Raw genomic sequence first — 21,645 nt, 5'->3', positions numbered from 1 at the left:
TCCAGTCGAACCCGACTCATCGGATTTGCGACTGCTGCGCAGCCGAGCGGGAGCAAGCTCCCTCGCCACAGGTGTGTGCTCACTGAATCTGTAGGAGCTGCCGCAGGCTGCGATCTTTTGATCTTGTTGTTAAAAAATCAAAGTCAAAAGATCGCAGCCTGCGGCAGCTCCTACAGGGGACGTATTCACCCTCCGTCAGAACTGCCAGTTCAGGCTCAGCCCCACGCCGTGGCTCTTCTCGCGGTTGGCCAGTTGTCCGTTGTAATCGAGGTTGACCCGCACGTCCTTGCTCAACGCCAGGCTGGCTTGCACACCGACCAGCGCCGCGTCACGGACCAGTGCCGAACTCTCGACCGAGTACGGCGTGCTGCCGCTGGCAAAACGCAGATGCTGTTCGGCATCGATGTCGCTCAGGCTGTGCTGCCAGCCGAGGTGGCCGCTGACGTCCAGTGCCTGTTGCGTCGACAAATTGAAGCGTTTGACCGCACGCACACCGAGGGTGCTGAGGACTGCATCACGCTGCTCGCCGGAGCTTTTCAGCGCCGCCGCGTCGCCCTTTTCGGTGAAGCCTTCCGTATCCAGATGCACGTAAGCGAGATTGGCGAACGGCTCCAGCGCCAGCGGTTGCAGGTTCAGACGGTAAGCCGCTTCGCCGAAGACCTGCGTGGTGGCCGCATCGACCTTGGCTTCCTGTTTGGCGCTGACGTCGCCGTACTGCAGATCGCGCTTCACATCGGCGCGATGCCAGCTGTAGGCCGCGCCGGTGCTCAGGCGCCAGGCGTCGATTTCATGTCCGGCGTAAGCGCCGAGGTGATAGCTGTCGATCTTGGCTGACGAGTGCGTGTCCGAGCCCATGTTCAGCGAGCTGTCGCTGTAACCGGTGACCAGACCGATGCGCGTCTGCTCGTCCAGCGCGCCGTCGACACCGGCGAGCAAGCCGCCGATCGAGGTGCTGTAGCGCGAGGTGTCGTTACCGGAGTTGGTCGAACCCCAGGCGCCGAGGGCCTTGATCCAGCCATTGCTTTGCGTGGCGTTGGCATCGTGCAGACGTTCGCCGATCGCGTCGCGCAACTGGCGGCTGTCATTGATCAACATCGAGCCGAGCGCTGGGTAGATTTCGCCGCTCAATTGCTGGAACGCCTGTTGCGCCGAGGCGGCAGACGCCGACAGCAGCAGGCTTTCATACACTGAATTGCCGGCGCCGAGGCCTTCGACGGCGGCCGCCACCGCGCGCTGGTTCGGGGTTTGCCCGACACTGGCGAACGAGGTGGCGTTGCGCTGGATGTCGAGCTGAATGGCGTTGCCCGTGTAGTCGAGGTTGCCGCCGATGAACAGGTAATCCGGCAGTACCGCGCCGAACTGGCCCTGAATGCCGCCGGCCGCTTGCAGAATGTCGTACGAATGACCGAGCAGGCTGCGCGCTTGCGGGGTGCTGAGCAGGGTCGGACTGTTTTCCAGCGACAGGCTGACCGTGGCACCGCTGATGCTCGCGCTGCCGCCGGCAACGATGCGGTCGCTGCTGGTCGGCGACAGCTCGACCGCGTAGGTCGAGCCTGGGGCGAAGGTCACGTCACCGGCCACGTTCAACGTGCCGATGGAGTTGCCCGGTGCCACGCGGCCGCCGCTGTTGGCGAGCAACGAGGCGATCCGCCCGGAACCGCCGAGGGTACCGCTGTCGTTGACGGTCACCGCCGAGGCCAGCGAGCCGTTGACGCTGAGCAAGCCGCCATTGACCGTGGTCGGGCCGCGGAAAGTGTTGTCGCCGGTCAGCAGCAAGCGCCCTGCCCCGGACTTGACCAGGCTGCCCTGATAGACCCGCGTCGCCGCTGCAGCATCACGGGCCATGCCCACGGCGTAGTCAGTCTGATCCTGCTGACTGGCGCCGGCCGGAATACCGTTCTGCCAGCCCTTGTCCTGCAGGGTCTGCTGCCAGGCGCCGTGTTCGGCGAGGTCTTCGCGCTGGCGCTGAAGCAATGCCTTGTCGGAGATGTCATTGCTCCAGACATCGCTTTGCCCGGCGGCCAGATTGGCATCGAACGCGCCGAGCAATTGCCCCGGCCCGTGCATCGCCCGATTGAGGTTGGCCACGCCCCAGCCGACCCGCTCGGTCGGTGCATCGGTGACCGAGCCGTCGAGTTGCGTGGCGGTGGTCAGCAGCACTTCGAGCGCTTGCTGGTTGTTCATGTACGGGTAGCGTTCCATCACCAGCGCCAGTGCCCCGGTGGCGTGCGGCGCGGCCATCGAGGTGCCGGACTTGATCGCGTAATCGCCACCCGGAACGGTGCTGTCGATCTTCGCCCCCGGCGTGGTGATGCACCAGTATTTGGCGATGCCGCACTGGTTGTACTTCTGCTGATTGCTTTGGTCCAGCCCGGAAACTGCCAGCCAGTGGCCTTCGAGGTCCGGCTGAAAGTACGGCAGCGCCGAGCGCACGCTGGCGTTCGGGTAGCCGCTGTTGCCGGCACTGAACACGTTGATTACGCCACGGCGCGAGACGTCCGCCGCCGCGTCGAGCCAGGTGCCCTGATTCCAGTGCTGCGCGTACGCGGCGTGCAGATCGGCCAAAGTGCGGTAGCTGACATCCGGCGGCTGGCTGCCCCAACTGTTGTTGATCGCTCGTACGCCGGCAGCGGCCAAGGCGTCATACGCGGCTTTGAAATAACGCGGATCGGGTTTCGGGCCGAAGAGGAAGCTGTCGTTGTTGTTGGTATTACCGACGTAGATCTGCGCGTTGTACGCCACGCCGTGCATGCCGGTGCCGTCACGGCTCGCGCCCATGGTGCCGACCACGTGGGTGCCGTGGGAATCGTTGTTGGAATTGAGGGTGCCGTTGACGTTGAACAGTGAGCCGTCGACGTAACTGCCGGAGGCCAGCACCGGGTGGTAGCGGTCGCTGGCGAACTCGGGGTGGGCGGCATCGAAGCCGGAATCGAGGGCGCCGATCTTCACGCCTTTGCCGGTGATGCCGGCCGCGTAGGCCTGATCGGCCTGCATCCGCGCCAGACCCCAGTCGCGCTGGAATTCGGCGCTGCGCCAACTGGCGGGATCGCCGGGCTTGCCGGATTCGAGGTACTGCGCATGGGCTTGCGCGATGGAAACTGCGAGCAACAGGGTGCCGACCGCTGCCGGCTTGATGCGTACTTCCATGTTCACCACTCACTTTTCTTATTGTTTTGCAGGCACTGACAGCCAGATCAAAAGATCGCAGCCTTCGGCAGCTCCTACAGGGATTGCTGTGTTCTATGTAGGAGCTGCCGCAGGCTGCGATCTTTTGCTCTGCTTCAAGCTCCTACAGGATTTTCCGTGTTACCGGGTTTTCGGGCCTTGTCCGAAGGCCTCATCCACCCGCGCCAGATCCTGTTCGTTCAAGGTCCCCGCGTAGTAATGCAGCTTGGTCCAGGCCATCAAGTAGTCGTAGCGCGCCTGGGCCAGATCGCGGCGGGTGGTAAACAGTTGTTGTTCGGCGTTCAGCGCATCGAGGTTCGTCCGCTCACCGCCGAGAATGCTTTGCTTGGTCGACACCACCAGCGCTTCAGCCGAGGCCAGCGCCTTCTGGTAGGCGCGCAGTTTGTTGACGCCCGACAGGCAGGCGCTGAACTGGCGGCGCAGTTCGATCAGTGTCTCGCGGGTCTTGCCATCGAGCTCGTATTCCGCCTGCTCCATGGTGCGGCTGGCCTGACGGGTCGAGGCCGATACCCCGCCACCGGCATACAGCGGCACGTTGACTTCAAAGCCGATGGTGTTGGTGTCGTAGCGCTGATTGTAGGTGTTGCCGCTGTCCGATTCAGTCTTGCGGATCGACGCATAGGCACTGACTTTCGGCAGGTGCCCGGCGCGGTTGCGCTCGACTTCGTACTTGGCCACTTCCACCGCCTGGCGCTGCGACGCCAGGTTGGGGTTGTTGCTGATCGCCAGTTCATGCCAGGTGTCGTAGTTGGCCGGCATCAAGGCGAAGGTCTGGAAATTCTGATCCAGTGGCGCCAGCTCGCTGATGTCCACCGTCTGCACGCCGACCAGCGCCCCCAGTTCACGCAGCGCGGCGTCCTGCTCATTGCGCGCCTCGATCTCTTCGGCGGTCGCCAGTTCATAGCGCGACTCGGCTTCCAGAATGTCGGTGCGCGTGCCCTCGCCCTGTTTGAACATGTGCTCGTTCTGCTGGAACTGCTGCTCGTAAGCCTTCTTTTTGGCCTGGGCGATGTCGATCTGATCCTGGGCGAACAAGGCTTTGGTGTAGTTGTCCAGCACCCGTACCAGCAGCTCCTGACTCTTGCCGCGAAACGCTTCGTCGGCGAACAGCGACTGCGCCACGCCTTTGCGATACGCCGCGTAAGCTTCGTAGTCGAGCAACGGTTGCTGCAAGGTCAGGGTCGAGCCATAGCTGTTGTAGTTGCGGTCTTCGGTGAGGTTGCCGCGAGCGGTCAGTTGCGTGGCCTTCGAGGTGTTGTGACCGCGGTTGTAGTTGTAACCCAGTCTCGGCAACAGCCCGGCGCGGCCGATGGTGCGGTTTTCCAGGCCCGCGTCGCGCTCCTTGATCGCGCCGAGGAACACCGGATCGTTGCGCAATGCCTGTTCGTAGACTTCGAATGGCCCCATGGCCGCCAGCGCGCTGTTTCCTGCGAGCAGCGCGAACGCTGCTCCCAACATCGAAAGCTTATTCATACAGCCGAACATCCTTATTCTTCAGTCAACGCAGAGCCAGCGCGATCGAGCAATGGTTTGAACAGGTAGTTGAGCAGTGACCGTTCGCCCGTGCGCACGAACATTTCCGCCGGCATACCGGGCTTGATCACCAGGCCATGGAGTTTTTCCATCGCCTGATCACTGACGCTGCTGCGCAACACGTAGTACGGCACGCCGGTTTTCTCGTCGACCATCTGGTCGGCGGAAATCAGGCTGACCTCACCCGGTACACGCGGGGTCTTGCTCTGGTTGAACGCGGTGAACAGGATATCGACCGGCAAATGCGTGCCGACCTTGTCGATCAGGTTGATCGGCAAGTGCCCTTCGACTTCCAGGGTGGTGCCTTGCGGGACGATCTCCAACAAGGTTTCGCCTTGACGCACCACGGCGCCTTCGGTGTGCACGCCAAGGTTGACCGCCACACCATCGGCGGTGGCAAGGATCTCGCTGTGTTGCAGGTCGAAACCGGCCGAGGTCAGTTGCTCCGACAGGGTCACGCTTTTGAGCTGCGCGTCGGCCAGTTGGGTGCGCACTTCCTTCTGGTATTCCTCGCCATGCTGTTGCAGCTTCAAGCGCGATTCGAGAATGCCCTGCTCCACCCGGCCGCTTTCACCGGTGTTTTCCGCCAGTTGCTGCTGCACTTGCGACAGCTGACGCTGGTATTCCATCAAGCGGTTGCGCGGGATGTAGCCGTTGTCCGCCAGCGGCTGCAGGTTGCTCAGTTGCTGCTGCAGCGAGTCGGCCTGGGCGTTGAGGTCGGTGCGGGCGCGGCGCATGCCCGCCAGTTGCGCGGTGGCGCCTTCGATGCTGGCGCGCAGACCGGCCTGTTCGCGGTAGAACGCTTCGCGGCGGCTGCTGAACAGTTGACGCTGGCCTTCAAGAACCAGCGCCAGACGCGGATCCGGGTCGTTGCTCAACTCCGCCGGAAAGGTCACCTGCTTGAGGTTATCGCGCTCGGCCTGCCAGCGTGCAAGGCTGGCCCAGGCCATGCGGTACTGGGCTTGCAGCGACTGCACGTCGGCCGCAACCTGGGTCTGGTCGAGGCGGAACAGCGGCTGGCCCTGTTTGACGATCTCGCCTTCGCGCACCAGAATCCGGCTGACCACGCCGGCGCTCATTGACTGCACAGCCTTGCGCTTGCCCGACACCACCACGGTGCCCTGCACCGGGATGCCTTGATCCAGCGGCGCCAGTGCGGCCCAGGTGAAGAAACTGCCGGCGCCGACGATGGCCAGAATCCAGCCCATGCGCGCGAAGAACTTCGCATCGCGCTCCGGGCGCTCGGTGACGTACGCGTGTTCCATGGAGGCTTCGTTTTCAGTGTTCATGCTGGCGCTGCTCATACACCCGAATTCCTTGTCGTGGGCTGGTACTGCCGGCTCATGCTGAGCCCGCCCGGTGCCTGCGCAGATTTTTCCCGTGGTTGTTCCTGATTGCCGGACAGTGCCTTGAGGACGTCCTGACTGTTGCCGAAGGCCTGCAAACGTCCGTCGTTGAGCACCAGCAACTTGTCGGCCTGGGCCAATACCGAAGAACGGTGCGTGACCAGCACCACCGTGGTGCCCTTGGCCTTGAGCTGGGCAATGGCGCTGGCCAGCGCGGCTTCACCGACGGTGTCGAGGTTGGAGTTCGGCTCATCGAGCACCACCAGGCTCGGATCGCCATACATGGCGCGCGCCAACGCGACGCGCTGCTTCTGGCCGCCGGACAGGCCACTGCCGTCCTCGCCCAGTTGCGTGTCGTAGCCTTGTGGCATCCGAAGAATCATCTCGTGCACGCCAGCCTGCTGTGCGGCAGCCACAACCTTTTCCGGGTTGGCTTCGCTGAAACGGGCGATGTTCTCGGCGATGCTGCCGCTGAACAGTTCGATGTCTTGTGGCAGGTAGCCGATGTACGGGCCGAGCTCGTCGCGGTTCCAGCGATGGATGTCCGCACCGTCCAGGCGCACCGTGCCACCGAGGGTTGGCCACACGCCGACGAGCACCCGGGCCAGGGTCGACTTGCCGGAACCGGAAGCACCGAGCACGCCCAGCACTTCGCCCGCGCCAATCGCGAAGTTGACCATGTGCAGGGTCGCCGCGCGCTGCCCCGGAGGGCCGGCACTGACTTGCTCAAAGGCAATCTGGCCTTTCGGTGCCGGCAGCGCCATGGCGTCGTCACTCGGCGGGAACGCCTGCAGCAGCGAATCCAGACGACGGTAGGCCAGCTTCGCCCCGCTCCACTGCTTCCACACGGCGATCAACTGGTCGATCGGGCTCAGCACGCGGCCCATCAGGATCGAACCGGCGATCATCATCCCGGCAGTCATGTCACCCTTGATCACCAGCAACGCACCGAGGCCCAGCACCAGCGATTGCAGGCACAGGCGCAGGGTTTTGCTGATCGAACTGATCACCGCACCGGTGTCGCTGGCCTGATTTTGCAAGCCGAGGAACCGCGAGTGCACACCGAACCAGCGCTTGCGCAACGCGCCGAGCATGCCCATGGCCTGAATGGTTTCGGCGTTGTGCAGGTGACTGGTGGCCAGTTGGCTGGATTTCTGCGAGTAACCGGCGGCTTCGCCCAGCGGTTTCTTGGTCATGTATTCGTTGAGGCATGCCAAAGCGATCAGCAGCAGCGCGCCGGCCGTGGCGAGCACGCCCAGCCAGACGTTGAACAGGTAGATGACAAACAGATAGACCGGGAACCACGGCGCGTCGAAAAACGCGAACAGGGCCGGCCCGGTGACGAATTGCCGAATGTGGGTCAGGTCGCCCAGCGATTGCCCGGCGTTGCCCTCGCCCTTGAACAGATTGCGTTCGAACGCCGCCTGATACACCCGCAGGTTGAAGCGGCGTTCCAGTTGGCTGCCGATGCGGATCACGATGAAGCTGCGCACCACTTCCAGCATGCCGATGAACGCGAAGAACCCGACGACCATCAACGACAGCATCGCCAGGGTGGTTTCGTTCTGCGAAGACAGCACGCGGTCATAGACCTGCAGCATATAAATGGAGGGCACCAGCATCAGCACGTTAATCAGTGCGGTAAAGCACCCGACGCTGATCAGAATGCTTTTATAGTCACCCAAAGCCTTGAATAAGGGAGCGGTGGCTGGGGCCTTCGCCATCTTCATTGATTATTCCTGAATGTAATCCCCGCCATTCTTTGGCGAGACGCTTCCAATAATTATCCGTGCGCAGATCGGACGGGTTCTTGCAACTTGCATTTACACTTCAATAACAACTTTCAACATTTCAACGCCACTCGTTGCATTGAACTGTTGCTTATAACTGCAACATCAAACCTTATGTCAACTGCTCAGTCGGTAGCGTTGTTCACGGTTGCGGTGTATGGCGCGTTAGCGTAATCACCAGCCCCGACCTCAAAGCGCTCAGATAAAGCCCATCACGTTGTCGGCTGAAGAACTGGATTCTTGAACCTTCCTTGCCGGTAATCGACAGGCCGTCAGGATCAGGGAACCAGCCGATCGGCGCTTGCTCAAGCCATGCCCCCAGGCATTCGGCGCCCTTGCCCAGCGTCTGGTTCGGTTCAAGATCGATCAGGCAAGTGTTCGACGGCTTGTCCTGCAATGCCTGCGCCTGTGGGGCGTCGTCGGGCGCAGTCAATACAGCCTGCCATTGCCCGGCAAACACCGATGGATCTTCAAGTCTGAGGCTGCTTGCCATGGTTGTTTCTCCAGAAATCATGATCAGCGCCGCCGAAAGCCACGCCATTGCCTTGTAAGTAAAAGCTTTATAGATCATCAGAAAATTCGCTCCGACACGTAGCCTTGCCCAGCGGCCAGGACGATGCAAGTAAAGAAAGCGGCGCATCAAGCGCCGCTTTCCCGTTTTACATCACGCCACGATGTCGCTGGTCGCTGCCTGGCCCACGGTGCTGACCTGGAAGTCCGCTACGCCGTGCCCGGAGAAGTCCACCGACAACAGGCTGTTGCCGCCCGACGAGGTCAGGATCGCGTCGCCGGCCGAACCGGTGAAGCTGCTGACAAAGTGCAGGCCGGAACCGTTGGTGATGGCGCTCAGGTCGATTTTGTCCAGACCGCTGACGAAATCGAGGATCTGATCGACTGCACCCGGCTTGGAGTCGGAGCTGGAGGCGAACACGAAAGTGTCCGAACCCGCACCGCCCCACAGTTTGTCCGCACCACCGGCGCCGTAGATGATGTCGTTGCCGGCACCGCCCTTCAGCTCGTTGGACACACTGTTACCGATCAGCAGGTCGTTGCCCGAACCGCCGATAGCGTTCTCGATGGTCACGCCCTTGGCGATGGACACGTTACCAATCATGCCGCCAACGTCGGAGAACGAGGCTTCGTTAAGATTGATCTTCTGGTTCTGGGTGAAACCCGAGAAGTCGAAGGTATCCTTGCCGCCCGCATCCCAGACCGAGAACACCAGCTTGTCGCTCGACGACGAGGCGCTGAGGAAATCGCGACCGGCGTTGGAGTTGAAACCGTAGGTGGTGTCACCGGTACGGGTGTTCATGTTGGCGCCGTACAGCTTCTGGATGGCCGCAATGTCATCCATCAGCGGGCCGGAAGCATAGGCTTCCACACCACCCTTACTGAAGTTCTGGGCGGTGTTGCTTTCGCTCCAGTAACTCATGAGGCTGTAACCGCGGGTGTCTTGCCCGTAGGAAGCATCCTTGTAAGTCGGGTTGCCTTCGCCGGCGTTGTAGTCGCCAGGGTGAGACAGGCCCAGGGTGTGGCCGATTTCGTGGGTCAGGGTCTGACGCCCGTAATTGTTCAGACCCGGGGTTTTGTTGACGTCGTAGCCACTGCCGGTCAGGTACCAGGATTGACCGTCATAGCCTGGCTCGGTGCCTGGCAGGAACGCAAACGCCGCCGCGCCTTCCTGACCGCCACTGTAGTTACCGAAGGTCATGTGACCGTCGCCACCACGGGCCGATTCGGTGAACGTCACGTTGGCGACATCCGCCCAGGATTGCATGGCGAGCACGGCCTGGGCTTTTTGCAGGGCACTGAACTGACTGAAACCGGTGACGCCCAGGCCGCTGAAGTTAGCGGTTTTGGCGGTCAGAAAGGTGTAGGTCAGTTCGATCTTGCCGCTGTTGTCGAGGTCGTGCCAGGAGGCACCGTCGCGCAACAATTGAGTGGCGGCTTGATCCACCGAGAAGGACGGTTTGCCATTGACCGTGAGGTTGCCGCCACGATCGTATTGATGGCTGAAGCTATTGATCTGGTTCCAGGCAGAGCTGGTCGCAGCCAGAGATTGCGCTGCGCCGACAGGCACGAATGTGTCTGCGGTGATATCAACAGCATTAGCTTTTACTTTCGACATAAACACACTTCCTTGTTTAGCAATGGAACAGTTTTTGTCAGATAGCGACAATCCCTGGCGAGATCGTCCTATCACTCGCCCAATGAAGGCGTAAGAAACCTGACACAATTTGAAATCTGTCGTCTAGCGTTTTTTTGAGATCAAATTGCACTGTTGCGCAAAACTGCCGTAAACAAAGCCTGCGGGGTCGAAAGATTGTTTTAACGGATTAGGCATCGCCCAATTGTCTGACGATTTTCTATTTAAATATTAAATATTGGTAAGTTGCTTTTTGATGGGTACGTCTCACTTTCCTGCACTCTATTAGTGCGATGCCAGTGTATTGATATCAACTATTTAATAACGCCTGATACCCCTGTCCCTGTAGGAGCTGTCGAGTGGAACGAGGCTGCGATCTTTGCATTTGAAGATCTAAAGATCGCAGCCTTCGGCAGCTCCTACAGGGTTTGGGGTTGGCTCAGCTGCCAGTGCGGATCTTGTTCCACACCCGCGTGCGGATCCGGTCAATGTTCAGCGGCATTGCCTCCAGCGCAAACAGCTTGCCCATCATCTCCGGGCTCGGATAGACCTTGGTGTCACTCTTGATTGCCGGATCGATCAGGCTGTCGGCCTGTTGGTTGCCATTGGCGTAGTGCACGTAATTGCTGATGCCGGCCATCACGTCCGGGCGCAGCAGGTAGTTCATGAATGCGTAACCGGCCTTCTCGTCCGGTGCATCGGCGGGCATGGCGACCATGTCGAACCAGATGGCGGCGCCTTCCTTGGGAATCGCGTAACCGATGTCGATGCCGTTCTTCGCTTCCTTGGCGCGGTTTTCCGCTTGCAGGATGTCACCGGAGAAACCGACCGCCACGCAGATATCGCCATTGGCCAGGTCGCTGGTGTACTTCGAGGAATGGAAGTAGCTGACATACGGCCGCACTTTCATCAGCAGCGCTTCGGCTTTCTTGTAATCCTCGGGGTTCTTGCTGTGGGGCGGCAAGCCCAGGTAATTGAGCGCTGCCGGCAGCAATTCCGGGCCGTTATCGAGGATCGCCACGCCGCACTTCTGCAGTTTTTCCATGTATTCGGGCTTGAAGATCAGGTCCCAGGAATCCACTGGCGCGTTGTCACCCAGCACCGCCTTGACCTTGGCGACGTTGTAGCCGATGCCGGTGCTGCCCCACAGATACGGAAAACCGTGCTCGTTGTTCGGGTCGTTGACCTGCAAGGCCTTGAGCAATACCGGGTTGAGGTTCTTCCAGTTCGGCAACTGGCTCTTGTCGAGCTTCTTCAGTGCCCCGCCCTGGATCTGTCGCGCCATGAAGTGGTTGGACGGGAACACCACGTCATAACCGGATTTGCCGGTCATCAACTTGCCGTCCAGGGTTTCGTTGCTGTCATAGACGTCATAGGTGACGCCGATGCCGGTGTCCTTCTGGAAGTTTTTCGTGGTGTCCGGCGCGATGTAGTCCGACCAGTTGTAAATCTTCACCGTTTCGGCGGCATGGCTAATGGAGGCGGCCAGCAGCAGCGGCGCCAGAGCGAGGGTTTTCTGGATCATGAGGTGATTCCTGTAGTGGCTATTTTTGTTGGCAGGCAATCAAAGGATCAAACAATCAGAAAATAAGAACGTAAGTCTTGCGCACGGTCTCCTGGATATCCCAGATACCGAGCGTGTTGGCCGGCAACATCAGTGCGTCGCCACCTTGTATGTGCAGGGTTTCGCTGCCGTCGTCCGGGGTGAACGTGCAACGCCCAGAGATGAAGTGGCAGAACTCCTGCGCGGTGATCTGCCGGCGCCAGCGCCCCGGGGTGCATTCCCAGACGCCGGTCTCAACGCCGTCATCGCGCTCGACGCTGGTGGTCGAGGCAATGGCGACCGGCTCGCCGAGTGGCACGGCGACCGGGTTGGATTCATCCAGTTGCAGGCTGGCGGTGTTCTTGAACTGCGTAATGCTCATGGTGAGACCTGTCTTGTGAAGAAAACGGCGGTTAGTGCATGAAACCTTCCATGAAGCCCGCGACCTGACTGGCCAGCTTGCGCCGCCACGGGGCGCTGGCCGGGTTGGCCAGGGTCTGGTCTTCGTGGACGAAACTTTTGATGATCGCGTTGTAACCGAGCCAGCGGCACGGCTCCGGCTCCCAGGCGCGCAGCGCATGAATCCCGCCGTCCGGCAGCACCCACGGCTGATGCACCAGTTCGGTATCGCGCTCGAGAATCAGATCGGCCAGGGTGCGGCCGCCGAGGTTGCTGGCACCCACACCCTCCCCGCCATAACCGCCGGACAGCGCAATGCCATTGGCGCGATCGCAGAGCATGTGCGGCTTGAAGTGCCGGGACATGCCGAGGTTGCCGCCCCAAGCGTGGGTGATCTGCACGTTTTTCAGTTGCGGGAACAGTTCGCCGAACAGATAACGCCGCAGCTCAACCTCATCACGGGTCAGATCGAAGTTATGGCGCAGTTTGCCGGCGAACTGATAACCGCCGCGGGCGCCAAAGATCAGGCGATTGTCGGCACTGCGCTGGCCATAGGTGACCTGACGGCTGAACTCGCTGAACGCCTGGCCACGGTTGAGGCCGATTTCATCCCAGGTCGCTGCCGACAACGGTTCGGTGGCGACAATCAGGCTTTGCACCGGCAACTGATAGCGACCCAACGGTGGCAGCGTGACCGAATAGCCTTCGACCGCCGGCACGATCCAGCGACTGCGCACACTGGCCCTGGCTGTGCGCAAACTGCCGGACTGCCAATGCGTTACGGGGCTGTTTTCGTAGATCTTCACGCCCATGTTCTGCACGGTCCGCGCCAGACCGCGCACCAGTTTCGCCGGGTGAATGGTCGCCACGTGCGGCGCATAGATGCCGCCGTAGGGTTTCGCCACACGAATCTGTTGCGCCAGCTGTTCGGGGTTCAGCCAGCGGTAATCGTTGTCGGTCAGGCCTTGGGCGTGCAGTTTGTCGAGGTATTCGCGCAGGCTGGCTTCCTGCTCCGGGTAGCGGGCGGCGCAGTACAGTACCCCGCCTTTGCGGTAATCACAGTGGATGCCCTCACGTTCGAGGACAACTTCCACTTCATCCGGAATGCTGTGCAGCAGATCAAACGATGCGCGACGTTGTTCTGGAGAGAGACCGGCGAGCAGTCGATCCTCGCCCAGCAGATTGCCCATCAGCCAGCCGCCATTGCGCCCGGACGCGCCGAAACCGGCGGTTTGCGCCTCGACGATGGCGATATCCAGACCCGGAGCGAGTTTTTTCAGGTAGTACGCGGTCCACAGCCCGGTATAACCGGCGCCGATGATCGCCACGTCGACATCCAGATCCTGCTCCAACGCCGGCCGCGCGGTGAGCGGCTCGTCGAGTTGATCCATCCACAAACTGATAGTGCGCCACGCCGGCATGCAAGACTCCGCCACTGAAAACCTTCGATGGCGTCGATCCTAGTGCGTGACTTCAATGGCTGTCTTGCGCGCGTGCCCGCAAAGAAATTTGTTTGGCGTAGGCCTTCGGCGACTGACCAGTGTGTTGGCGGAAACAACTGTAGAACGCTGAGAGCGAGTTGAAACCGGCAGCAAACGCCAGCTCATCGATGCGCAGCGGTGGCGTGGCCTGATCCAGTGTCTTGAGCAAGTGCTGCAAGCGTGCCTGATTGACGTAGCGGTAGAAGCTTTGGCCCAGCACCTGATTGAGCAGGTAGGAAATCTGATTGCGGCTGTAGCCGCACTCCTTCGCCACCCGTTGCAGGTCCAGTTCCGGATCGAGATACGGTTGCTGGCGTTCGAAGTACTGCTGCAGATCCTCGGCCATGAAACTGATCTGGCGCGGTGACAAACCCAGGCGACTCACCGCCGGGCGCTCACTGGGTGCGGCGGCGCTATTGGTTTGTGCGCGAACCAGCGAAGCGTATTCGTTGACCCGCCAGATCAAGCCGTCCTTGACCGTGAGCGCTTCGCTGGAACGGAACGACACCAACCCGTCACCGCCACGCAGGGTCACTTCGTACTGAATGAACGCAGTGTTGCCATCCACGCGGATCCGGTCGCAATGTTCGAGCGCTTCGTCGGATTCTCGCGGCATGCTCACGCGCACGTACTCACGCAACTCGTCGAGGCCGAGGACCCGGTTCTGGAAAAAATCGTTGTACTGGACGTCCGGATGATACAGCGCCATGACGCTGTCCAGATCGCGGTGTTTCCAGCTCAGGTGATAGCGCATGACCGTAGCGGCCGTGGCCGGAGTCTGTTCTGGGCCGTCATCGTCGGCGTGCATAAAGGGCTCGGCGCAAAAGAACCGAGCTTGCCCAAGTTCGACGAAACGATCAACGAGCAAACCGCAGTGGCCATTTGGCGATGAGTGATCAAGGCGTGACTTACATCAAAAAATGCGTAGCAATCGCAAAATGAACTGAAAAATCTCACGGAAAATTCACATGCGGGTGCTACTTTTAACGTCACTGACCGGTTGAGCCAATGAAGGCTCTTCCCACCTAACGTGAGCAAAAGGAAGCGCTCGATGAAGAAGGCGGGCAACACATGAACAAAGGTTCCAGCAAAGTCACGTTTCCCAACGCGTGCCAGCTGATGCGCTGGCACTTTCATCCCATGGGTTTTGAAGCGACGATGGATGCACCGGGCAGCATGATTGCTCGTCTGTTTGATCGTGCCAGCGGCGAAACCATGATCGCCATCGCGGGCATCCCGTGTGCCACGGTGATGAACGCAGCGGACGTCGAGCGCATTATCGAAGCGGTGGAAGATGAACTGGAGGCTTTCATTCCTCCTGAAACTTTCAGAAGTTACGCTTAACCTGTTGTTTTTAATAAAAAAGCCCGCCAATTCAGGCGGGCTTTTTTGTGCATGCGTATTACGCCGTTTGCGGCTGTTTCCGGTGATCGGCGAAGAACGCCTTGCCTTGGGCAACTCGATCGGACGCCCTTGGCATGTTCACGGTCTGGGTATCCTGCGGCTCGACGTACCAGTAGCAATGGCTGACCGCCCGGGTGATACCAACGTAGGCCAGCCGCAGAATCTCGTCCTTTTGCGCCGTGTCATAAGGCTCGCTGTCGCCAGCCTTGCCCAGTCCAGCCATGCGATACACCTGGTTCTTATAAGGCGAGCTGGTCAGGTGCTGGCAGTCACCGAGCAGAAATACCGCATCGGCTTGCAGACCTTTGGCACTGTGGTAGGTCAGCTGCTTCAGCCGTCGAGCCTCGTAAGGCAAGCTCGAATCAACATTAACTACCGACTGAATATGCTGTTCTATCAATAACTTATCGCTACTTTTTCGATAGAGCATCAAGATCGACTCGCCACGATTGTAATGTTCAGCCAAACGCTGCCCCATGGCCTGGTCATCACGCTCAAGCACGTTGACCGGCTGCGCAGGCTTGGGTGCACCACTGGCTTTGGCCTTCTTGCCGGGGATTGCCGGCGCGGCACGAACGATGTGCTCGGCAGCATCAATGATGTGCTGATGGCTGCGATAGTTGTCACTGAGCATCACCCGCGTGGTGCTCGGTGACGGGAATTCCTTGTTGAACTCCATGAAGTAACTCGGCGAACTGCCGCGCCAGCCGTAGATCGACTGCCAGTCATCACCGACGCACAGCAATGACGAACGCTGCGCACCTCGCCCGACATGCATGGCCGGGCCGCGACTGCGGATTTCCGCGAGGCTGGCGCGGATCCACGAGACGATCTGCGGCGATACGTCCTGAAACTCGTCGATCATCAGGTGCGACATGGGCCGCAGCAGCTCATCGCTGAGCAACTTGAGGTTCTCCGGCGAATGTTCGCTGAACAGCGCGAACATTCGGTTGTAGGTCATCACCGGCGGCTTCTGATCGAGCAGATGATCTTCCAGTGCTCGCCAGAACAGGCTCAGTGCCTCGAAGAAAAACCGGTCCGGGTCGTCCTTGGCAAAACTCATTCGGCCGACAGCGTCCGGCACATCCAGCCCAAGGTTTTCGATGAAGCCGGCCGCCGCGACAAAACAATCGAGCAACGGCGCCGAGACCAGCTCACCCTTGACCTTGTAATCGAAGCCTGGACCGGCGCTCGCGTCGCCAGCCAAAGTCGATAAAACCCGCTTTGAGGCCTCATAACTATCTAGCCAAATCAATGGCTTACGACAGAAAGCTTGAAACAGAGTGCGCTTCACAGCCCATTCAGCGCGCACACTGAGCTTGGCGTTGGGGCGGCAGATTTGCGGGTTTTCCCGGGGATCGAAGCCGAGCACCACCCAGGCATCGAGGCTGGGAATGTAGCCGTGGCAGTGAAAGGCCGATCCATTGATCTCGAAGGTCTGACGGCTGGGCTCGATGCCCTTGATCGGCCAGGCACCGGCGCGAAACCACAGATCTTCGATGGCATCGCACAGTTCTTCGTCGCGTTTGGCCGCCAGCTCGGTCACCGCCATGCGCTTCTGCACGTCCGGGTGATCGCGCTCAAGTTCCTTGAGCTGCAAGGCAGCTTTGGCCAGCGGTTGAATCAACTGGCGGAAACGTTCGTCTTGATTGAATAACCGGTGGTAGCACGCGTTGAGCTGCTGGCGCTGGGCATCATTGATTCGCAGATCGAACGGGTTGCTGTCGACTTCCTCGTCAGCGCCTTGTGGCCGATTGCTGAGATTTTCAAAAGCCTGCAAGCGTTCGAACCCCGGCAGACTGCGTACCATCGGCAGAATGCGTGAGTGAAAGGTGCGCACCAGTTCCCGCGCCTGTTGCAGGCTCAATGGCTGGCCCCAGAGTGCGAACATCTCGATCAGCTTATTGATGAAATCCTTGCGCGACTCACGGGTGAAGGTCACCACGGTCATCGAATCCAGCTCAAAGCCCAGATAGTGCGTGAGTAACAGAATACGCAGCACCAGCGTGGTCGACTTGCCTGCCCCCGCCCCGGCGATCACCGAGGTCGAGGGGGTGTCGCTGAAGATCATCTTCCATTGTGCGAGGCTTGGCTGGGCATGCGCGGGCAGCAGGCGCGCCACATCGGCTTTCATGCGTTTCTTCAGCTCGGCACTGAGTGGCAGACGCCAGTCGTCAAAAAGGTGGTTGTCGACGCTCGGCGGGCGATGCTCGGTGCTGCGGCTGTCGCGAATCAGTAAAACCTGGCGGCCTTCCTCCAGCCCTTCGAGTTTTCCCTCTTTGAAGCCGTATTCCACACCCGCAGTGTGGCCGCTGCGAAAACCGTCAGCCTGGCCGTGTAGCCAAGAGGCACGGTGCTGGGCGCGCAAACGCGTCAGGCCGTGGCCGAAGAAACGCGCGGCCAGTCGCTTGAACCAAGGCATTTCGGCCAATGGACGAAGTTCGGGAGGAAGATCGGGAGTGTGTTGCGCCACGCTGAGGAGCTCCAGTGTGTGAGGCTGTTGAGGCTATGGTGTCTTTATTTGCCCATGAGTTCTAGCGAAATGCTTACAGGTCATTGGTTTAAGCGATGAACTGAAAGTTGGATGAGATCGTTTCGAGCCAGTTTCTAATCAATGGATTCGATGAGAATGCCGCACTTTTTACGCTTTTTCTCGATGGTTGCCTGATGGATGATGCGCGTCATTAACCGACGGTCTCGCTTCGTGGCTCTGGCGTTATGCCCCATGACGAACCTTTTGAGGAGACGATCATGCTTGAACTCAGACCTTTCAACACGCTGGGCGGTGCTCATCACGGCTGGCTGGATGCCCATCACCACTTTTCGTTCGCCGAATACTACGACCCGCAACGCATGAACTGGGGCAATCTGCGGGTCTGGAACGATGACGTGATCGCCGCCGGCACCGGATTCCCGCTGCACCCGCACCGCGACATGGAAATCATCACCTATGTGCGTGAAGGTGCGATTACCCATCAGGACAACCTTGGCAACAAGGGGCGCACTGAGGCCGGCGACGTGCAGGTCATGAGCGCCGGTACCGGCATCGCACACAGCGAATACAACCTTGAAGACAAAGAGACCCGAATCTTCCAGATCTGGATTCTGCCGACGGAAACTGGCGCGCCGCCATCGTGGGGTGCCAAACCGTTCCCCAAAGGCCAGCGCGAAGGCTTCGTGACCCTCGCCAGCGGCAAGGACGGCGACGACCAGAGCCTGCGCATTCGCGGCGATGCGCGTTTGGTCGCAGCCAATCTCAAGGCGGGAGAAACCGCTGAGTATCAGCTGGATGCCGGACGTCGAGCGTATCTGGTACCCGCCACTGGCCTGATTGAAGTCAATGGCTTGCGCGCACAAGCTCGAGACGGTGTTGCCGTCGAGCATGAGTCGGTGCTGACGGTGACGGCGCTGGAGGACAGCGAAATCGTTCTGGTGGATCTGGCTTAGATAGCGGGTATGAAAAAGGGTGACCAATTGGGTCACCCTTTTTACACATGATTTAACGGCCCCCAACCTTGTGGCGAGGGAGCTTGCTCCCGCCGGGGCGCGAAGCGTCCCTGTTTTGCGACTGCTTTGCAGCCCAGCGGGAGCAAGCTCCCTCGCCACAGTTTCTTTGGTGATTACTACTATTTCGTGGAAATAGCACCATCCACCAGCGTTTGCGCTTCAGCCACCAGTTGCTTGAGGTGGTCGTCGCCAATGAAGCTTTCGGCGTAGATCTTGTAGATGTCTTCGGTACCCGAAGGACGTGCGGCGAACCAGCCGTTTTCGGTCATCACCTTCAGACCACCAATGGCCTGATCGTTGCCCGGCGCATGGCTGAGAATGCTCTGAATCTTCTCGCCTGCCAGCTCGGTCGATGTCACTTGCTCCGGCGACAGCTTGCTCAACAGCGCTTTCTGCTCAGGGTTGGCCTTGGCATCGACGCGCACCGAGAACGGTTCGCCCAGTTCATCGGTCAGGGCGCGATAGGCCTGGCTCGGATCACGGCCGGTACGGGCAGTCATTTCAGCCGCCAACAACGCCGGAATCAAACCGTCCTTGTCGGTGCTCCAGACGCCACCGTCCTTGCGCAGGAACGAAGCGCCAGCACTTTCCTCGCCACCAAAACCCAGCGAGCCATCGAACAGGCCATCGGCAAACCATTTGAAACCGACCGGCACTTCGTACAGACGGCGCCCCAGACGTTTGGCCACGCGATCGATCAGACCACTGCTGACCACGGTTTTACCCACGGCGGCGTCGGCGCGCCATTGCGGACGGTTCTGGAACAGGTAATCGATGGACACCGCCAGATAGTTGTTCGGTGCCAGCAGACCACCCGACGGGGTGACGATGCCATGGCGATCATGATCCGGGTCGCAGGCGAAGGCCACGTCGTAACGTTCCTTGAGACCGATCAAACCTTGCATGGCATGGCTGGACGACGGGTCCATGCGAATCTGTCCATCCCAGTCGACCGTCATGAAGCGGAAAGTCGGATCGACCTGCTTGTTCACCACATCCAGATCAAGACGGTAATGCTCGGCAATCGCCGACCAGTAGCGCATCCCTGCTCCGCCCAACGGGTCTACGCCCAGACGCAGCTTGGCGTCACGGATGGCATCGAAGTCGATCACGTTGATCAAGTCGGCGACGTAAGTGTTCAGGTAGTCATGACGGTGGGTGGTGCTGGCCTTGAGCGCCTGCTCGTAGCTGATGCGTTTGACGCCTGCCAGTTTGTTGGCCAGCAGCTCGTTGGCCTTGGCTTCGATCCACTTGGTGATGTGGGTATCGGCCGGGCCACCGTTGGTAGGGTTGTATTTGTAGCCCCCGCTTTGTGGCGGGTTGTGCGACGGCGTAATCACGATGCCATCGGCCAGGCCCGAGGTGCGGCCACGGTTGTAGCAGAGAATTGCATGGGAAATCGCCGGTGTCGGCGTGTATTCGTCACCTTCGGCGATCATCACGGTCACGCCGTTGGCCGCCAGCACTTCCAGCGCGCTGGCGCCGGCCGGGGTCGACAGCGCATGGGTGTCGATACCGACGAACAACGGGCCGTCGATGCCCTGAGCTTCGCGGTACAGGCAGATCGCCTGGCTGATTGCCAGAACGTGCCATTCATTGAAACTCAGATCGAAGGAACTGCCGCGGTGCCCGGACGTACCAAACGCCACGCGCTGGGTGGAAATCGAAGCATCCGGTTGGCCGGTGTAATAAGCCGTTACCAGTCGCGGGATATCGACCAACAATTCTGCCGGTGCCGGTTTGCCCGCAAAAGGACTGATAGTCATGCAAAACCTCTGAAATAGAGTGGTTCAGGAAATACAGCGCAGTTTACTGGCAGTTCGACCACAGCGCGACGGGATCTATCCGACAGATTTCAACGTTCATTCCAAAGGTGCCAGACGCAGTGCATCGCCGAGCATGGCGATCGCCCCGGCCAATCCGGTTTCGCCCTGATCCAGCAGGTTCAGACGCAGATAACGACGATGTAATCCCTGCACGCTGAACAGTTCGCCCGGCGCGATCAATACTTGTTGTCTGAGCAGACGCTGAAACACACCGTGCATGTCCACCGGTCGCAGCGCCCGCACCCAGACGGTCGCACCGCCCTGCGGCTCGACGACCTGCAGGGCATCGCCCAAACGTTCGCGCAGCAAGTGGATCATCGGAGTTCGACGCTCCTTGAGGAGTCGGCGCAGCACGTTTAGATGCTGATCAATCCGACCATTTCCGTACAGTCGCGCGATCGCCTTCTGGCGGATTGGCGATAGTCGGAACGAACGCAGCAGAAAATGCCGCAACATCTCGCTTTTCCATTGGCGCGACAGTACGAACCCGTAAGGTGCCTCGATGCCGATGGTTTTCTCGAACGTAGAGAAGATCAACAGCCGGTCAGGATCCAGCCGATCACGCAAACGTTCGTCGCCCATGATCTCGCCAAGCTCGCCATAGCAATCGTTCTCCAGCACCCAAGTACCATGCTCGGCAAGCATACTGGCGATGATGTTGCGGTTTTCCGCAGGAACCCGGGTACCGCGCGGCATGCACAGGCCCGAAGAAAGCAGAATCAGCCGCACGTTTACAGTGTTGAGCAGTGCTTCGAAGCGTTGCAGATCCAGCCCGCCACAGGCCTGCAACGGCAGTTCGATCACCCGCACCTCTGCCGCCTGCAGCAATCGCAATATCACCCAGTCACAGGGCGACTCAACCAGAATGGTGGCGTGTTTAAGCTGCAGAACAGCCACCAGAATTTCCAGTACTCCGCGTAAATCCGCGCCAATGTAGACATCCTCGGCGTGCCAGCATTGTCTCGGCGAAGTGGTGTAGCGAGCCGCGAGAGCGGCGCGCAATTCCAGCTCCCCGCAGGGCTGATCAAGCGCCGGCGGCTTGCGGGGGTATTGACGCAGCAGTTCGCGTTCCAGCAACAGCAATGGACTGTCCAGCGACTGCACTGAAACCGGATCTTCTGCGCTTAACAAACGCATCCCCGGGCGTCGCGCATTGATGTAAAGCGCCTCAAGCAGATCGTTGCCAATGGCCTGAGGTGTCAGCCCCGCAATCGCTTGGGCGTAGTACCCGGACTTGGCGACGGAATAGACCCGCCCTTCTTTCTCCAGCAGCGAATACGCGTATTGAATGGTCGAGATCGATACGTTCAGGCGATCTGCCAGCTGACGCAGTGACGGCAGCCTGACGTTGCCTGCTTCGGCCGAATCCGCTATCAGTCGTATCAAGTAGCGATAGACGGCCTGATAAGCGAAACCAGGCTCCCGTACAGTCCTCATGAGCTCAATACCATTGACACGGCTGCGCCGAAGAATCGATCACTCAC

The 21,645-nt window shown here is 59.9% G+C and carries 15 protein-coding genes; 2 read left to right on the top strand and 13 right to left on the bottom strand.

The genetic code is table 11. From position 1 onward, the window contains the following. Positions 1–195: 195 nt before the first annotated feature. The 10 genes from LOY52_RS12975 to LOY52_RS12930 all read right to left on the bottom strand — a co-directional run bounded on the left by LOY52_RS12975 (position 196) and on the right by LOY52_RS12930 (position 14,232). Positions 196–3,147: an autotransporter domain-containing protein gene (locus LOY52_RS12975; protein WP_258679741.1), complete on the bottom strand. Its 2,952-nt coding sequence runs from the start codon at positions 3,145–3,147 to the stop codon at positions 196–198. Between the two features lie 159 nt (positions 3,148–3,306). Next, positions 3,307–4,671, bottom strand: a complete 1,365-nt coding sequence (locus tag LOY52_RS12970; protein ID WP_202368249.1) for a TolC family outer membrane protein — start codon at positions 4,669–4,671, stop codon at positions 3,307–3,309. A gap of 2 nt (positions 4,672–4,673) precedes the next feature. Further along, positions 4,674–6,023: an HlyD family type I secretion periplasmic adaptor subunit gene (locus tag LOY52_RS12965; RefSeq protein WP_007963525.1), complete on the bottom strand. Its 1,350-nt coding sequence runs from the start codon at positions 6,021–6,023 to the stop codon at positions 4,674–4,676. Further along, the gene (locus tag LOY52_RS12960; RefSeq protein ID WP_258679740.1) at positions 6,020–7,795 is read right to left on the bottom strand and encodes a type I secretion system permease/ATPase; all 1,776 of its coding nucleotides are present in this window, start codon (positions 7,793–7,795) and stop codon (positions 6,020–6,022) included. Before LOY52_RS12960 ends, LOY52_RS12965 begins: the two co-directional genes overlap by 4 nt. Positions 7,796–7,997: 202 nt before the next feature. Continuing rightward, the gene (locus tag LOY52_RS12955) at positions 7,998–8,426 is read right to left on the bottom strand and encodes a protease inhibitor Inh/omp19 family protein (protein WP_258679865.1); all 429 of its coding nucleotides are present in this window, start codon (positions 8,424–8,426) and stop codon (positions 7,998–8,000) included. Positions 8,427–8,519: 93 nt separating this feature from the next. Next, positions 8,520–9,983: a serralysin family metalloprotease gene (locus tag LOY52_RS12950; protein ID WP_258679739.1), complete on the bottom strand. Its 1,464-nt coding sequence runs from the start codon at positions 9,981–9,983 to the stop codon at positions 8,520–8,522. A 457-nt stretch (positions 9,984–10,440) separates the two neighbouring features. Continuing rightward, entirely contained in the window at positions 10,441–11,526 is a 1,086-nt protein-coding gene (locus tag LOY52_RS12945; RefSeq protein ID WP_258679738.1) for a polyamine ABC transporter substrate-binding protein, read from the bottom strand. A gap of 55 nt (positions 11,527–11,581) precedes the next feature. Next, entirely contained in the window at positions 11,582–11,926 is a 345-nt protein-coding gene (locus LOY52_RS12940) for a cupin domain-containing protein (protein WP_096796762.1), read from the bottom strand. A gap of 31 nt (positions 11,927–11,957) precedes the next feature. Beyond that, positions 11,958–13,364: an FAD-binding oxidoreductase gene (locus LOY52_RS12935; protein WP_258679737.1), complete on the bottom strand. Its 1,407-nt coding sequence runs from the start codon at positions 13,362–13,364 to the stop codon at positions 11,958–11,960. Between the two features lie 52 nt (positions 13,365–13,416). Next, entirely contained in the window at positions 13,417–14,232 is an 816-nt protein-coding gene (locus tag LOY52_RS12930; RefSeq protein ID WP_258679736.1) for an AraC family transcriptional regulator, read from the bottom strand. Positions 14,233–14,495: 263 nt separating this feature from the next. Here LOY52_RS12930 and LOY52_RS12925 point away from each other — a divergent pair, with 263 nt between their 5' ends. Then, on the top strand, positions 14,496–14,768 hold the full coding sequence (locus LOY52_RS12925) for a DUF1652 domain-containing protein (protein ID WP_258679735.1): 273 nt from the start codon (positions 14,496–14,498) through the stop codon (positions 14,766–14,768). 58 nt (positions 14,769–14,826) lie between these two features. Here the strand turns inward: LOY52_RS12925 and LOY52_RS12920 are convergent, their stop codons facing one another. Then, a complete protein-coding gene (locus tag LOY52_RS12920; RefSeq protein ID WP_258679734.1) occupies positions 14,827–17,301 on the bottom strand; it encodes a UvrD-helicase domain-containing protein in 2,475 nt (824 codons plus the stop codon). 278 nt (positions 17,302–17,579) lie between these two features. On the opposite strand from LOY52_RS12920, the gene LOY52_RS12915 reads away from it, so the two are divergent. Next, positions 17,580–18,275 (top strand): pirin family protein, encoded by a 696-nt coding sequence (locus LOY52_RS12915; RefSeq protein ID WP_123586423.1) that lies wholly within the window; start codon positions 17,580–17,582, stop codon positions 18,273–18,275. A 179-nt stretch (positions 18,276–18,454) separates the two neighbouring features. Here LOY52_RS12915 and pgm read toward each other — a convergent pair whose 3' ends face one another. Next, positions 18,455–20,101, bottom strand: a complete 1,647-nt coding sequence (gene pgm, locus LOY52_RS12910; protein WP_258679733.1) for a phosphoglucomutase (alpha-D-glucose-1,6-bisphosphate-dependent) — start codon at positions 20,099–20,101, stop codon at positions 18,455–18,457. 96 nt (positions 20,102–20,197) lie between these two features. Further along, positions 20,198–21,598 carry a PLP-dependent aminotransferase family protein gene (locus LOY52_RS12905; RefSeq protein ID WP_258679732.1) on the bottom strand — a complete coding sequence of 467 codons (1,401 nt, stop codon included), beginning with the start codon at positions 21,596–21,598 and terminating at the stop codon, positions 20,198–20,200. Between the last annotated feature and the right edge of the window lie 47 nt (positions 21,599–21,645).

Origin of the sequence: Pseudomonas sp. B21-051, from assembly GCF_024748795.1 — a bacterium.
Classification (GTDB): Bacteria; Pseudomonadota; Gammaproteobacteria; order Pseudomonadales; family Pseudomonadaceae; genus Aquipseudomonas; species Aquipseudomonas putida_A.
The sequence above is the reverse complement of the archived record's forward strand: the minus strand, read 5'-3'. Positions and strand labels throughout refer to the sequence as shown.